Origin of the sequence: Corallococcus aberystwythensis (genome assembly GCF_003612165.1) — a bacterium.
Taxonomy (GTDB): Bacteria; Myxococcota; Myxococcia; order Myxococcales; family Myxococcaceae; genus Corallococcus; species Corallococcus aberystwythensis.
In genome coordinates this window covers 16,470-28,770 of record NZ_RAWK01000028.1, presented here as the reverse complement: position 1 = coordinate 28,770, position 12,301 = coordinate 16,470, and the positions used below count along the sequence as shown (strand labels likewise).

Genomic DNA, 12,301 nt, shown 5'->3' with positions numbered 1-12,301 from the left:
CTCGTCCGTCCACGAGGGGCCCGAGAATCCGGGCGGGGCATTTCCGGACAGTGCGTTAAAGAGGAGGGAGATGCGAACGCTCTTCATCGGAGATGTGCACGGCTGTTCCGCCGAGCTGGACGCGCTCCTGAAGGCGTGTGACTGGACGCCCGGCGACCGGGTGGTGCTGGTGGGCGACCTGGTGGCGAAGGGGCCGGACTCGGCGGGCGTGGTGCGGCGGGCGCGCGAGCACGGCTTCCACGCGGTGAAGGGCAACCACGACGCGCACGTGCTGCGCTGGCACGGGGGCCATGCGTCGAAGGGCAAGAAGCTCAAGCCGGAGCACCGGCAGGTGCTGGACACGCTGACGCCCGCGGACTGGGCCTGGATGGAGCGGCTGCCGTCCTACCTGCACCTGGCGGACCTGAACGTGCTGGCGGTGCACGCGGGGCTGGTGCCGGGCGTGCCGCTCACGGAGCAGAAGGAGGAGTTCCTCTTCAACCTGCGCAGCATCGCGGCGGACGGGACGCCGTCGAAGCGGCTGGAGGCGGGCGAGCCGTGGGGCAGCCTGTGGAGGGGCCCGGAGCTGGTCATCTTCGGCCACGACGCCATGCGCGGCCTGCAGCGGCACCCGTTCGCGGTGGGGCTGGACTCCGGCTGCGTCTACGGCGGCAAGCTCACCGCGTACGTGCTGCCGGAGGACAGGTTCTACTCCGTGCCCGCGGCCCGCGCGTACATGTCGCTGTAGGCGCGGGCCCCGCGTGCGCCGCGTTCAGTACGGCAGCGCTTCACCGCGCGCCTGGACGGCCGCCACCAGGTCCTGCCGCGCGGAGCCGTAGAGCCCCGCGTCCAGCACGCCCGCGCCGGTGTCCAGGAGCCACAGCTCCAGCGCGCCCGAGCCTCCGGACACCGCCGGGGCCGCGCCGGCCACGCGGGCCGCGCCCAACCCCATGGGCACCACGGCCGCGACGGCGGTCAAACCCATCGCCTTGAGGAAGTTCCGGCGGTTCGAGTCTTCCGACATGACACGCTCCTTCGCTTGAAAAGCTTCAGGGTTGAGCAGCCTGCACCTGTGACGCCACCACCGTGAACAGCTCTGGATCCAGGTGCGGCCTGGACCCCAACAACAACCGCTCCTCCACCGCCCGCGCCGTGTCCTCGCGCAGCTGCGCGCGCCCATCCGACACGAACTCCACGACGTCGCGGTACACCGTGGCCCGCGCGCCGTCCGCCCACGTCACCGTGAAGCCCCGGTAGCCCAGCCCCACGTCCGGCAGGGGCCGCGTCCCTTCCGGCAGCGCGTCCACCGCCTCGCGCAGGGCGCGCGCTTCTTCGCCGGACAGCATCCAGGTGGGCGGCTCCCGGCCGCTGAAGACATCCACGCTCGCCCGAGCCGCTGACGCCATGGACTTCTCCTCCACGCCCGGCCCGTCCGCCGGAGCACCGCCCGTCGCACAGGCCCAGGCTCCCAGAAGCCCCAGGCCCGCCGCCACCCAGACGCCTCGCTGTGAGCGCTTCACGACACCGCCACGTTGAAGCCGCGGTAGTAACCGCAGAACACGGTGTAGCCACCCCGGTCGCACGTCTCCGGATTGAGGATGAGCTGGTTGGCGTTGTCGTAGTTGCGCGCCGCCGTCCCGCCCGGCTTGTGGCACCAGTGGCTGTTCGCGCAGTAGCGGTACCAGTGGTAGTCGTAGCCCGGCCAGATGACCAGACAGACGTTGTAGTTGGCGTCCGTCCGGCACGTCGTCTGCCAGCCGTCCCGCAGCGCCCCGGTGCCCACCGCCGAACAGCTGATGCTGGTGTACATGGCCCCCGCCGCACGCCCCGGCTGCGCGAAGGTGTTGGTGCGCAGGTTGCTCGCGAAGTTGTAGCAGTTGTTGGAGCCGACGTTCGCGGCCCCGTTCCAGAAGCTGAAGTCCGTGTCGCTGGAGAGCGCCGCCGGGCTGCAGAGCGTCATCACGCCCTGCACGTCCAGGGACTGGAGGATGACGGACTCCGCCTCCGCCAGCACCGGGCCCGGGTCACGCAGGTCCAGTCGCGCGCCCTCCGCCGAGTGCAGCAGGAAGCGCGAGCTCTCCGCCGCCTCCGGCTGGAACGCGCCGCCCAGGCGCACCACCGGCGGCAATCCCAGACGCTTCCAGTCGTCCGCCATGCCGGTGTCCTCGGCGCGCACGATGAAGCCCCGGTAGCCCAGACCGCCCGTCTCCGCGTCCAGCGGCAGCAGCAGCGACCGGTCCGCGCGGATGCGCTCCGTCAGCTGCCGGGCCTCGCGCTCCGTCAACGCCCACCGCGGATTGGGACGCCCCGAGAAGATATCCAGCTCGACAGTCACCATGTGACACCTCTGGAGACGCTCGCGAAGCCACGCGACGAGCGCCAGGGAAGGCGGGAGGGATGTCCACGTTGGATATGACCAAGCTTCTCAATCGTCTATAGTGGAAATCACGGTTTCCTAACTTTTACAGGATGACGCGCTAAGCCGAATTTGAGCAGGGATTGAAGGATTCAACGTGGCCCTTCGGATGTGGGCTCCAGGTGGCTTCCGCCCGCACCCATGGCTCTGACATATTCCGTGGACGTCGTCTTTTTCCGGGAGAACTTCAACATGGTCCGCACCTCGAGCCTCTTCAGCGCCCTGCTCCTCGTGAGCGCCTGCCAGAAGCCCCCGGAGGCTTCCCCGGCCGCGCCGGAGGTGGCGCGGGTGAAGGTGGCGCCGTTCTCGCTGTCAGTGCTCCAGGACGCGGCGCCGTCGGGCTGTACGTGGCTGCGCCTGGAGTCGGACGGCAGACGCAGGGCGCTGGTCACGGTGGACGCGGCGTGTGACGGACTTCAGCTGGCGTGGAGCGCGGATGGGAAGCACGCGGCGGTGCGCGACCCGGCCGGCAGCGCTCGGGGCCCCGGGCGCGTGTGGACGGTGGACCTGACGTCCGGGCAGGGCGTGGCGCAGCTGTTGCCGGAGGAAGGGCTGACGGGCGCGGTGGGGTTTGATTCCGCGGGGAGGCTGGTGGCGCTGACGGCGCACACGGGCGAGCTGGTGCGGCGCGACGACGCCTTCCTCTTCGAGGGCCGGCGCATCCCCATTCCGGAGCTGGACGAAGGCGCGGGGCTCGCGCACGCGTACCGGCTGGAGGCGGGGACGTGGAAGCGCATCGAGACAGTGGCGACGCGCGGTGACGCGGACGCCGTGTTCGCGCTGGCCACGGCGGAGATGCTGGTGTCCTCCACGGTGTCCGGGGACTCGGATGCACTGGCGGCGCAGGGGCTGGACGAAGGCAGCCAGGACGCGATCCGGCTGGACGCGGTGGTGCCGCACCGGGGGCACGACGTGTTCGGCGGCTGGGCGCGCGTGGAGTCGCGGGGCGGTCCCCTGTTCGCGTGGCAGACCACGGGCGAGCAGACCGCGCTGATGATGCCGGTGCGCTGGGAGGTGGAGGACGGCCACCTGGCGGAGCCCGAGGGCCTCGCCCTGCCCGCGCGGAGCCCCGTGCGTGCGATGGCGCGTGGGGACCTGCTGCTGCTCGCGGGGGCGACGCAGGCGCGCGTCTACGACCTGGGCTCGCGGCGCCTGGCGGCGTCCTTCGATGGGCTCTGGGGCGCGCGCTTCTGGCCGGAGCCGGGCTCGCTGGTGCCGCACGGCGCCACGGCGGCGTCCGGGCAACCGTAGGCGTGGGTGCGGCGCAGGGTCAGCCCTGTCCCGAGCTCTTGATGGCCGCGAACATGATGGCGCCGTAGACGCCGCCACAGAGGCAGCAGGAGAGCACGGGCGCCAGGAGCGCGCCCGCCACCGCCGTGCCCCAGCTGGTGCGGTGCAGCGTGCGGTAGGTGACGACCCGCAGACCCATGGCCCAGAAGGGTGCGGCGTACACGGCGATGAAGGGAATCACGCCGACGATGTACGGCGCCTGGGAGATGGCGTGCGCGCGCATCGTCACGGAGAAGCCTCGCTCCACGCCGCCGATGCGGAGGATGAGGTGGTCCAGGCCCGCGGTCACCAGGGTCATGCCGGTGCTGAACACGGGCATGAGCACCATCCAGGTCGCCATGCCCACCATCATCCACAGCTTCACGGTCTTTGGATCCGCCCCGTTCGTGTCCGTCTCCGGAGCGAGCCCCATGATGAGGCCCATGACGGCGGTGTAGACGAGGCCCGTGGTCAGGAAGCCCGCGATCGCGGACAGGAACACGAACAGCATGGAGCTGCCCACGGGCGCGTCGGGGTTGACGCCTCGGAGCAGCTCCGTGGGCCGCATCAACATGCCGAAGCACGTCCGCCAGAACGCCTTGAGCGTTCCCAGCTCCTCGCGCTGGTCCCACGGCAGCGGAGCCAGGGGTTCACGTTCGAAGCAGGTGGCGCAGACAGCGCCCTCATGGCCCCGGCGCAGACAGCGGGCACAGGCGAACGCACCACAGCGGGGGCACGTGGCCACGCTCAGCCACTCAGGGTGCACGGCGCAGACGGGGTCGACCGCGCCGGGAGCCGCGGCCACCAGCAGCGAGGCCCCGCACCGCCCGCACGTCTCCGCGCCGGGGGTGAAGGGGGCCTGACAGGAAGGACAGGAAGGCGTCATCGCCGCGCATCCTCGCACGGCCCGGGCCCCGTGACGCACGTGGCCATCGATGCGGTCCCCGCCGCCCGGCGGGGTGCTCCCAACGGGTCCGACTGTCGGACCCGTTCGCAGGGTCCGGCCGGAGCAGCCCCTCCCCGGTCACGGTCCTCCAGCTGGTCCGACTGTCGGACCCATTCGCGCGGTCCGGCCGGAGCAGCCCCTCCTCCGGTCACGGTCTTCAACTGGTCCGACTGTCGGACCAGTTCGCACGGCCCGGCCGGAGCAGCCTCTCCCCGGTCACGGTCCTCAACTGGTCCGACTGTCGGACCAGTTCGCAGGGTCCGGCGCGGACGGGAGGTCCCCGCAGGGTTCTCACCTTCTCATCCGTGGGGAGAGCGTGGAGGCCCGGGGGCTTGGACGACGTGCTCCCCCGCGACGCCCGGTGCGCGGGCGCTACGGCTCCGGAGCCGACTCCGGATCCACGGGCACCGAGGGGGACGTGCTCCCTGCCTTGTCCTGGGCCGGGGCGTTCCCCGCCGGGGCCGTGACGCCCGTTGTTTTCGGAGCCCGGGCCTCCTGGGCGGCCCGGGCCTGGCGGGCGCGCTTCGCCTGGGACTGCGCCGTCTTCGCCGCGCCCGCGTCACCCAGGGCCCGCTCCCGCTTCGCCAGCGCGTCCCACAACTCCGGCGCGTCAGGGTGCAGCGTCACCGCCGCTCGCAACAGGCCCCGCGCCACCTTCGGCGAACGCGTGTCCAGCAGCCGCTTCAGGAAGCCCGAGGGCGACAACACCAGCGACCCCTCCGGCGTCTCGAATGCCTCTCGCACGTGCGGAATCCCTTCCGCCTCGCGGTCCGCCTCCATCAACCCCACCGCCTGCGCCAGGTGCGCGTCCATCGACTCCGGATGCAGCTCCGTCGCGCGCTCCAGCCAGCGCATGCGGTCCGTGGGCTTGCGCTTCGCGCGGTCCGCCAGCGTCAGCAGCTCATCCGTGTAGTCCGGCCGCACCGCGGGGGCGCGCACCGCCGCCTCCTTCAGCGAGGGCCACAGCCGCTCCGGATCCTTCGCCGCCTCCAGGCGGGTGCGCTTGAGCGCCGGCACCTCCGCGCGCTTCCACCCCGCGACGAAGCGGGCCACGTCGCCGCGCACGGCCGGGCTGAAGCGCTCCGCGTCCGGGCACTTCAGCGTCTCGCACGCGGCCAGGTAGTCCGCGAAGAAGCCCGCCGCGCCCTGCGTCCGGTACGCGCGCAGCCGCTCCGCGCCCATCGCCTTCTCCACCGTGGCCGCCATGTGCGCGCCCACGCGGATGAAGAGCGACTCGGCGCGCGGCTCGTGCGCGCCGCGGATGCGCTCCATGGCGCCCCGGCCGTCCCGGGCGATGGCCGCCCGGTCGAAGAGCGCGGACACCTTCGTGAACGCCCCCGCCAGGTCCGTCTCCGGCGGCAGCGTGCCCGGCCCGCGCGTGGCCCAGTCGTGGTACGCGAGCCCGTAGCTCGCCAGCCGTCCCATGCCTTCGTAGACGACCGCGTCCACGGGGTCCGTGAAGTGGCCGCCCCGGGCCGGCGCGCCCTCGTCCAGCACCGTCTCCATCAACCGGATGGACAGCCGGCGCAGCCGCTTCGCCTCGTCCTCCACGTTGGTGGCGAGCGCGATGGCCGTGTCCTCCGCCGGCAGCAGCACCAGCAGCGTCGTCGTCTCCGGCTGCCCGCCCGCGTGCGCCACGATGTAGTGGCCCCGCAGCGGATAGGTCGCGAAGCCCATGCCGTAGTCGGTGATGTGGCCGTCGCGCGTCACCATCGTGGCCTGCATGCGGCCCATCGTCTCGCGCGTCACCAGCGTGTGGTCCAGCACCGCGCGCGCGAAGCCCAGCAGGTCCTCCACCGTCGCGCGCGTGCCGCCGCCACCGAAGCGGCTGGTGACGTCCAGGAAGCGCGACGGCTTCAGCGCGGCGCCCGCCACGCGGTAGCCCACCGCCTGCTGTGCGTCGCGCGTGCTGATTTCATCCACGTCCGCGTGGCTCATGTTCGCGGGCCCGAAGACGTGGTCGCGCATGTACTCGCGGTAGGACTGGCCGGACGCTGTCTCCACCGCCGCGCCCAGCAGGTTGAAGCCCCACGTCGTGTACAGGTAGCGCGTCCCCGGCTCCGACATGAGCGGCCGGTCCGCGAACAACCCGATGGCCTCCTTCGTCGTCACCGGCTTCGTGTTGTTGCCAGCGCTCGGGCTGTCGTAGGTGGGCACGCCGCCCAGGTGGCCCAGGAGCTGCCGCACCGTCACCGGCCACTGCTTCACCGGGTACTCGGGCACCAGCGTGTGGATGTCCGCGTCCAGGTCCAGCTTGCCCGCCTGCGCCAGCTGCATCACGGCCACCGCCGTGAAGGACTTGGTGATGGACGCCATGCGGTACGTGGTGCGCACCGTGGCGGGCAGCTTCTTCGCCAGGTCGCGGTAGCCGTAGCCGCTCATCCACCGCTGGCCGCCCCGCATCACGCCCACGGACAGGCCCGCCGTGGGCCCCTGCTTCAGGTCCGCGCGCACCAGCGCGTCCAGCGCGCGCTGCACCTCGGGAGGGAACTCGGAGGCCTTCGCGTCCGGCGCGACCTTCGCGCTGGACTCCGGCGGGGACGCGGGCTTCGCGACGGGCTCGGACGGCGCGGCCTCCGGCTTCGCGACGGACGCGGCGGGTGCCTGCGCGAACGCGGGCCCTGCCTCCAGCAACAACCACAGCGCGACGAAGAGCCGCTTCATGGCACCGCCTCCGCGGTCTGGCGGACTTCACCGCCGGCCGGTGCATCCTCTCGCGTGACCGTGAGCGCCGGTGCAGGCACCGCGCCCTCGTTCACCCATCCCGCCAGCAGCGCGTCCGCGACCAGCTGCCCCAACAGGTCCAGGCCATGACCGCGCGGATGCACCAGGTCGTCGTGCATGAACCCCGCCTGATGGAAGCGCGCGAGCGAACCCGCGCCGCCCATCGCCGTGTAGAGGTCGAAGAAGCCGCAGCCCTCGGCGAGCGCCACCTCGCGCTCGGCGCCGATGGCGGCCTCCAGGAATGGCCGCTGCGTCAGGGGCTTGCCCTTCGCATGGCCGTCCTGCACCGCGTCCATGGGACCCACCACCAGGCATGCGCTGCCGGGCGCGGCGGCGCGAGCGCGGCGCAGGAGCGCGGCCAGGTCCTGGCGCACGGTGGGCAGGTCCGTGCGCTTCCACTCCAGGCGCTTGGATTCGTTGCCACCCAGGAAGAAGAGCAGCAGCTTCGGGTCGCGCTGCGCAAGCTGCGACTTCAGCGCGTCCTCCTCCATCCGGGCGTACAGCGTGGCATCCGCGGACGGAACGCCGAGCATGTCCAGCACGATGCCGGCCGCGTCCTGCTGCAACACCACGCCCTGCACGATGGCACCCTTGCCCTCCGCGGTGACGTCCAGCCACTTCGCGCCCGCGGGCAGTTCAAAGGACGTGGTGCGGCTGGCCCCGTCCCCCTGGGGCTCCGTGCGCGCGAGCACCGTGCCGTCCACGGATACGACGAGGCGGCCCGCGCCCTTCACGTCCTTCCACCACAGCGTCCCGCGCGGCTCGCCCTCCAGCTTGAAGCGGCCGCGCGCGCGGTTCTCGGTGGCCAGGTGGTACACGCCGGTGATGCCGAAGGAGTGCGGCGGCGCCTTCAGCTCGCCCAGCGTGCGCGGCTGCCAGCCGTTGCTCACGGTGGCCGTGCGCGACCGCCCGCCGTAGGGAGCCATGCGGTCCACCAGCAGCACGCCCCGGCCCGCGTTGCCGAAGCCCGCCGCCAGCTCCTCGCGCACCACGTCCACGATGCGGTCCCCCGCGATGAGCGAGTTGCCGAACGCGGCGATGACCGTGGGCGTCGTCCCCGGCTTCTCGATGAGCCCGTCCAGCGCGGTGAAGAACGGCGTCAGCGCGGACCGCGCACAGCCCGTGCCCCCAGCGGGCTCCAGGCACGGAGCCTCCACCGTGGCGCCAGGTGCTTGCAGCCGAGTGGCCAGCGCGTGCAGGTGACCGGCACGCTCGGTGATGGGAGGCAGGGCCCGGAACGCGGAGGGCCCGGCCGGACGCGGCGTGCTTCGCGCCGGTGCGGGCAGGCTCGCGGAAGCGGGCACCACGGAGGGCGATGCCACGTCCTTCCCCGTGTGCTCGGCCTCCACGGCCGCGCGCTGCGCGGAGGCCGCTTCGTCAGACGCGGGTCGCGCGGCACCTGGCTTCGGCGGCGGCACGGCGTCCGTCGCGGGAGCCGTCGTCAGGGGAAAACGGTGAGGGGGTATGCGGGACTCGCACCCGGGGAGCAGGACCCCCGCCAGGACAGCGAGCAACCCCGCCCGCCGGAGCCCCCGCGAGACATCGGGAACCGTCATGTGGCCCGCGAGCGTAGACGAAAGCCCGGGGACGCGCATGTTCTGGACCCCACGCTCGGCCGCCTGACGGGCCGCCCCCGGCGTGGTTTCCCTGACACGCATTTCGTCCAGCACCGCACGTCCAGGCCGGACGCGCGCGAGGAAGAACGGATTTTTCCGCGTCCCAGCACGAATGCAGGGTCAGGCCGCGAACATGCTCCCTTCACATGGCGCGGGCCGCCCCCAAATTATCCGCCGCGAACATGGCGAAGAACCGGCTCACAACGTGGACAAAGCTCCACCGGCGATTTGGCAACCACGTGCGCGGCATGCGCAACAGCCGCTCGCTCACGCAGGAGGCCCTCGCCGAGCGCAGTGACCTGTCGGTGGATGCCATCCGCCGCATCGAGCGGGGTGCGTTCTCTCCGTCGCTCGACACCCTGGGCAAGCTGTCCGTGGGACTCGACGTGTCGCTGAAGACCCTCTTCCACTCGTTCGATTCGGAGCGAACCGACGGCGTGGCGGAGATCTGCGACTACCTCGCGTCCCGCTCCGGTACCGAACTGAAGCTCGCGTGGCGCGTGCTCCAGGCCATGTTCGACGAGCGCTGAAGCGCACCGCGCTGCCGGTCACACCCGGCAGATGTTCCCTGTCACCCCGGGAGTGTTTGCCCTATGCGTCAGGTGCCCATGAGCCGCGCGCCCCCCACCCTCCTCCTCGTCGAGGACGACAGCGACCTGTGCGACGCGCTCGTGGAAATCCTCCAAGCCGAAGGGCACACCGTCGTCGCCACGGGGAGCGGTGACGAGGCCCTGTCGTGGCTGGGAGCCCACCCGCTTCCCGGGCTGGTGCTCCTGGACATGTGGACGCCGCGCAAGGACATCTGGCGGATGCTGGACATCCTGCACCGCGAGCCCCGCTTCGCGGACGTGCCCGTCGTGGCCATCAGCTCCGGCGATGAGCGCCACCCCGCCATCCGCGAGGTGCTCTCCAAGCCCTTCGACCGCGAGGCCCTGCTCGCCGGGGTGCGCCGCTTCGTGCCCCCGCTGCACTGAAGGAACGGAAGGAACGGCGCTCAGCCGCCGGCCGCCCGCTGCCCCAGCCGCCCCGCCACGCCCGGGTCCAGCCGGAACGAGTCGAAGAAGCGGTCCGCGTCCTGCGGCGCACGCCCCTCCGGGTGCAGCAGGAGCTGCTGGTACAGGCGAGGCCCCACCATGAAGAAGCGGCCCCGGAGGCGGCGCGGACCGGACACGCCCCCCACCTCCTGGCCCGGGAAGCCGCCCTCCATCTCCAGCGGCCTGGCGGTGATGCCGGTCGCGCCCAGGGCCTCCAGCGCGCCCTGGCTGGCGCGGTCCACCACGTCGCGCGGGCTCACCTGCGCCACGGCCGCGGGCGGGAAGTCCGTATAGGAGACGTAGTAGGCGGTGTCGTCCTGCGTGCGCGCGGCGATGAACGTGTGCAGCGTCACCTCGCCCACGTCCGTGGGCTGCACGCGCCGCTCCTCGGTGACGGGGCTGGGGAACGTCACGCTGAAGCCGCCCTCCTGGGACTGGACGACGGAGGACGGTGGCTGCCGTACGGGCTCGGCGGAGGACACGGGGGGCTCGGTCTGCGTGCGCCCCGCGCACCCTCCCAGCACCAGCAGGGCGGCGGCCAGCGGCACGGCCCGGTAGGAACGCTTCATCATCCAGACGGCTCCTGACATGGGGCCGCAAGGTACGCCCTGCCCCGCCCGGGCGCATCCCTCCGCGTCACCCGGGCTCGCTTCAGGCAACGGTTGCCCCTGCCTTCAGTGCACCGCGAGAGGACCTGCCGTGGCGGGGTCCTCCTCGTCGGAGGGCGCGGGCGGCTCCGGCGGTCCGGCGGAGGACACCCGGGCCAGGTGGACGCGGAACACGGAGCCCTGGCCGGGCTGGCTCTCCACCTCGATGCGGCCGCCGTGCGCTTCGATGATCCGCCGCGACACCGACAGCCCCAGCCCCACCCCGGGGGCGCGCTGCTTCGCGTTGCCCGCGCGCTGGAACGGGACGAAGAGCCCCTTGAGGTCCTCCGTCGACATGCCGATGCCCTGGTCCGCCACCGCCACCACCGCGTGCTCGCCGTCCCCGCGCACGGACACCTCCACGCGGCTGCCCGCGGGGGAGTACTTGATCGCGTTGCTCACCAGGTTGTTCAGCACCTGCTCCAGCCGGGAGGGGTCCGCGCGCACCAGCACCGCGGTGTCCGGCAGCACCAGGTCCAGCGTGTGCCCGGAGTCACCGGACTGGTACAGCTCCACCACGGAGCGCGCCAGCTCGCGCGTGTCGCGCACCTCCGGCTGGAGCTCCAGCTTGCCGGCCTCGATGCGGGTCGCGTCCAGCAAATCGCCCACCATCTGGTCCAGGCGCGCCACCTGCCGGCGCACCAGGGCCAGCGTGCGCTGCATGCGCTCCGGCGTCACCTCTCCGCGGCCCGTCAGCGCGGTGGACAGCTTCAGCGCGGAGAGGGGGTTGCGCAGGTCGTGCGCCACGCCGGCCAGGAACGCCAGCTGCTGCTCCTGCTGGTGGGTGAGGCTGTCCGCCATCTCGTTGAAGGTGCGGGCCATGTCGCGGATCTCCAGCGGGCCCTCCTCGGGCGCGCGCAGCTCCCGCCCGCCCCGGCCGAAGCCGGACATCGCGTGCCGCAGCGCCGTCACCGGGCGCAGCGCGAAGCGCCGCAGCCAGAAGGCCACCAGCACCAGCGCCGCCAGCAGCAGCAGGCCCAGCACCAGCCCCAGCAGGTCGGCCATCTCGCTCCAGTACGCCGCGCTCTGCCGGGCCTCCTGCGCCTGGTCCACGTTGAGCTGGATGAGCCGCTCCAGCGAGCGCAGCGCCTCGTTCAGCGCCGCCATGGCCTCCGCTTCATGCTGGGCCGAGGACAGCCCCGGGCCGAGCGGCGCCTGCTGCGCGTGCAGGTAGGCGTAGACCTGCGTCTGCACCTCCGCCACCATCTGGCGCTCCTCCTGGGTGGAGGCGGTGCCGTGCATCTCCACCATCTGGCGGCGCAGGTCGGACTCGATTTCCGGCGGCGAGCGTCCGCGCGACGGGTCCGCGAGGATGGGAGCACCCGGCAACACCACGAGGCGCGAGTGGACGAGCAGGTCCACCTCCAGCTCCTCGGCCTGACGGACGCCCTCCACGGATTCACTCAGCGTGGAAGCCATGCGCTCCAGGGCGGTCGTCAGCACCACGAGCAAGGTAGCGGCGACCACCGTGAGCAACACCAGCCCGCCCACCACGGCGGAGAAGAAGGCGCGCAGGCTCATCGCGCCTCCTGTGCGGGCCTCCAGCCGACGTACCCGGTCATGTTCAGGCATCCTCCCTCCGAGCCCGCGCCAACCCCCGTGGTCGCCGCCCTCTTCCTGAGGAGAGCAACAAGCGTCCGATATCGTGGATTCGCGCCCCGGATGCGGGC

At 72.2% G+C, this 12,301-nt stretch carries 12 protein-coding genes; 4 read left to right on the top strand and 8 right to left on the bottom strand.

Annotated features, from left to right (window positions below; genetic code table 11):
- Window positions 1-70: 70 nt before the first annotated feature.
- Entirely contained in the window at window positions 71-727 is a 657-nt protein-coding gene (locus D7W81_RS06540) for a metallophosphoesterase (protein ID WP_120554458.1), read from the top strand.
- A gap of 24 nt (window positions 728-751) precedes the next feature.
- Here the strand turns inward: D7W81_RS06540 and D7W81_RS42260 are convergent, their stop codons facing one another.
- The 3 genes from D7W81_RS42260 to D7W81_RS44040 are packed head-to-tail and all read right to left on the bottom strand — an operon-like array spanning window position 752 to window position 2,317.
- A complete protein-coding gene (locus D7W81_RS42260) occupies window positions 752-1,003 on the bottom strand; it encodes a twin-arginine translocation signal domain-containing protein (RefSeq protein WP_158621472.1) in 252 nt (83 codons plus the stop codon).
- Window positions 1,004-1,028: 25 nt separating this feature from the next.
- A complete protein-coding gene (locus tag D7W81_RS42255) occupies window positions 1,029-1,499 on the bottom strand; it encodes a hypothetical protein (protein WP_158621470.1) in 471 nt (156 codons plus the stop codon).
- The gene (locus D7W81_RS44040) at window positions 1,496-2,317 is read right to left on the bottom strand and encodes a hypothetical protein (RefSeq protein ID WP_147445365.1); all 822 of its coding nucleotides are present in this window, start codon (window positions 2,315-2,317) and stop codon (window positions 1,496-1,498) included. Before D7W81_RS44040 ends, D7W81_RS42255 begins: the two co-directional genes overlap by 4 nt.
- Before the next feature lie 270 nt (window positions 2,318-2,587).
- Between D7W81_RS44040 and D7W81_RS06525 the strand changes: the two genes are divergently transcribed.
- Window positions 2,588-3,646, top strand: coding sequence for a hypothetical protein (locus D7W81_RS06525; protein ID WP_147445364.1), 1,059 nt, complete (start codon window positions 2,588-2,590; stop codon window positions 3,644-3,646).
- 19 nt (window positions 3,647-3,665) lie between these two features.
- Here D7W81_RS06525 and D7W81_RS06520 read toward each other — a convergent pair whose 3' ends face one another.
- The 3 genes from D7W81_RS06520 to D7W81_RS06510 all read right to left on the bottom strand — a co-directional run bounded on the left by D7W81_RS06520 (window position 3,666) and on the right by D7W81_RS06510 (window position 8,752).
- Window positions 3,666-4,550 (bottom strand): zinc ribbon domain-containing protein, encoded by an 885-nt coding sequence (locus tag D7W81_RS06520; RefSeq protein ID WP_120554454.1) that lies wholly within the window; start codon window positions 4,548-4,550, stop codon window positions 3,666-3,668.
- A 432-nt stretch (window positions 4,551-4,982) separates the two neighbouring features.
- Window positions 4,983-7,274: a serine hydrolase domain-containing protein gene (locus tag D7W81_RS06515; protein ID WP_120554453.1), complete on the bottom strand. Its 2,292-nt coding sequence runs from the start codon at window positions 7,272-7,274 to the stop codon at window positions 4,983-4,985.
- The gene (locus D7W81_RS06510) at window positions 7,271-8,752 is read right to left on the bottom strand and encodes a GDSL-type esterase/lipase family protein (RefSeq protein ID WP_244227010.1); all 1,482 of its coding nucleotides are present in this window, start codon (window positions 8,750-8,752) and stop codon (window positions 7,271-7,273) included. Before D7W81_RS06510 ends, D7W81_RS06515 begins: the two co-directional genes overlap by 4 nt.
- Window positions 8,753-9,096: 344 nt before the next feature.
- Here D7W81_RS06510 and D7W81_RS06505 point away from each other — a divergent pair, with 344 nt between their 5' ends.
- Both D7W81_RS06505 and D7W81_RS06500 read left to right on the top strand, forming a co-directional pair.
- Window positions 9,097-9,480, top strand: a complete 384-nt coding sequence (locus D7W81_RS06505) for a helix-turn-helix domain-containing protein (protein WP_208721197.1) — start codon at window positions 9,097-9,099, stop codon at window positions 9,478-9,480.
- A 78-nt stretch (window positions 9,481-9,558) separates the two neighbouring features.
- Window positions 9,559-9,924 carry a response regulator gene (locus D7W81_RS06500; RefSeq protein ID WP_158621468.1) on the top strand — a complete coding sequence of 122 codons (366 nt, stop codon included), beginning with the start codon at window positions 9,559-9,561 and terminating at the stop codon, window positions 9,922-9,924.
- A gap of 20 nt (window positions 9,925-9,944) precedes the next feature.
- Here the strand turns inward: D7W81_RS06500 and D7W81_RS06495 are convergent, their stop codons facing one another.
- Entirely contained in the window at window positions 9,945-10,556 is a 612-nt protein-coding gene (locus D7W81_RS06495) for a hypothetical protein (protein ID WP_244227008.1), read from the bottom strand.
- Between the two features lie 102 nt (window positions 10,557-10,658).
- The gene (locus tag D7W81_RS06490) at window positions 10,659-12,152 is read right to left on the bottom strand and encodes a sensor histidine kinase (RefSeq protein ID WP_120554449.1); all 1,494 of its coding nucleotides are present in this window, start codon (window positions 12,150-12,152) and stop codon (window positions 10,659-10,661) included.
- Between the last annotated feature and the right edge of the window lie 149 nt (window positions 12,153-12,301).

Coding starts and splice junctions, on each gene's coding strand:
- D7W81_RS06540 (WP_120554458.1), top strand. CDS start 71: ATGCGAACGCTCTTCATCGGAGATGTGCACGGCTGTTCCGCCGAGCTG.
- D7W81_RS42260 (WP_158621472.1), bottom strand. CDS start 1,003: ATGTCGGAAGACTCGAACCGCCGGAACTTCCTCAAGGCGATGGGTTTG.
- D7W81_RS44040 (WP_147445365.1), bottom strand. CDS start 2,317: ATGGTGACTGTCGAGCTGGATATCTTCTCGGGGCGTCCCAATCCGCGG.
- D7W81_RS06525 (WP_147445364.1), top strand. CDS start 2,588: ATGGTCCGCACCTCGAGCCTCTTCAGCGCCCTGCTCCTCGTGAGCGCC.
- D7W81_RS06520 (WP_120554454.1), bottom strand. CDS start 4,550: ATGACGCCTTCCTGTCCTTCCTGTCAGGCCCCCTTCACCCCCGGCGCG.
- D7W81_RS06515 (WP_120554453.1), bottom strand. CDS start 7,274: ATGAAGCGGCTCTTCGTCGCGCTGTGGTTGTTGCTGGAGGCAGGGCCC.
- D7W81_RS06505 (WP_208721197.1), top strand. CDS start 9,097: ATGGCGCGGGCCGCCCCCAAATTATCCGCCGCGAACATGGCGAAGAAC.
- D7W81_RS06500 (WP_158621468.1), top strand. CDS start 9,559: ATGAGCCGCGCGCCCCCCACCCTCCTCCTCGTCGAGGACGACAGCGAC.
- D7W81_RS06495 (WP_244227008.1), bottom strand. CDS start 10,556: ATGATGAAGCGTTCCTACCGGGCCGTGCCGCTGGCCGCCGCCCTGCTG.
- D7W81_RS06490 (WP_120554449.1), bottom strand. CDS start 12,152: ATGAGCCTGCGCGCCTTCTTCTCCGCCGTGGTGGGCGGGCTGGTGTTG.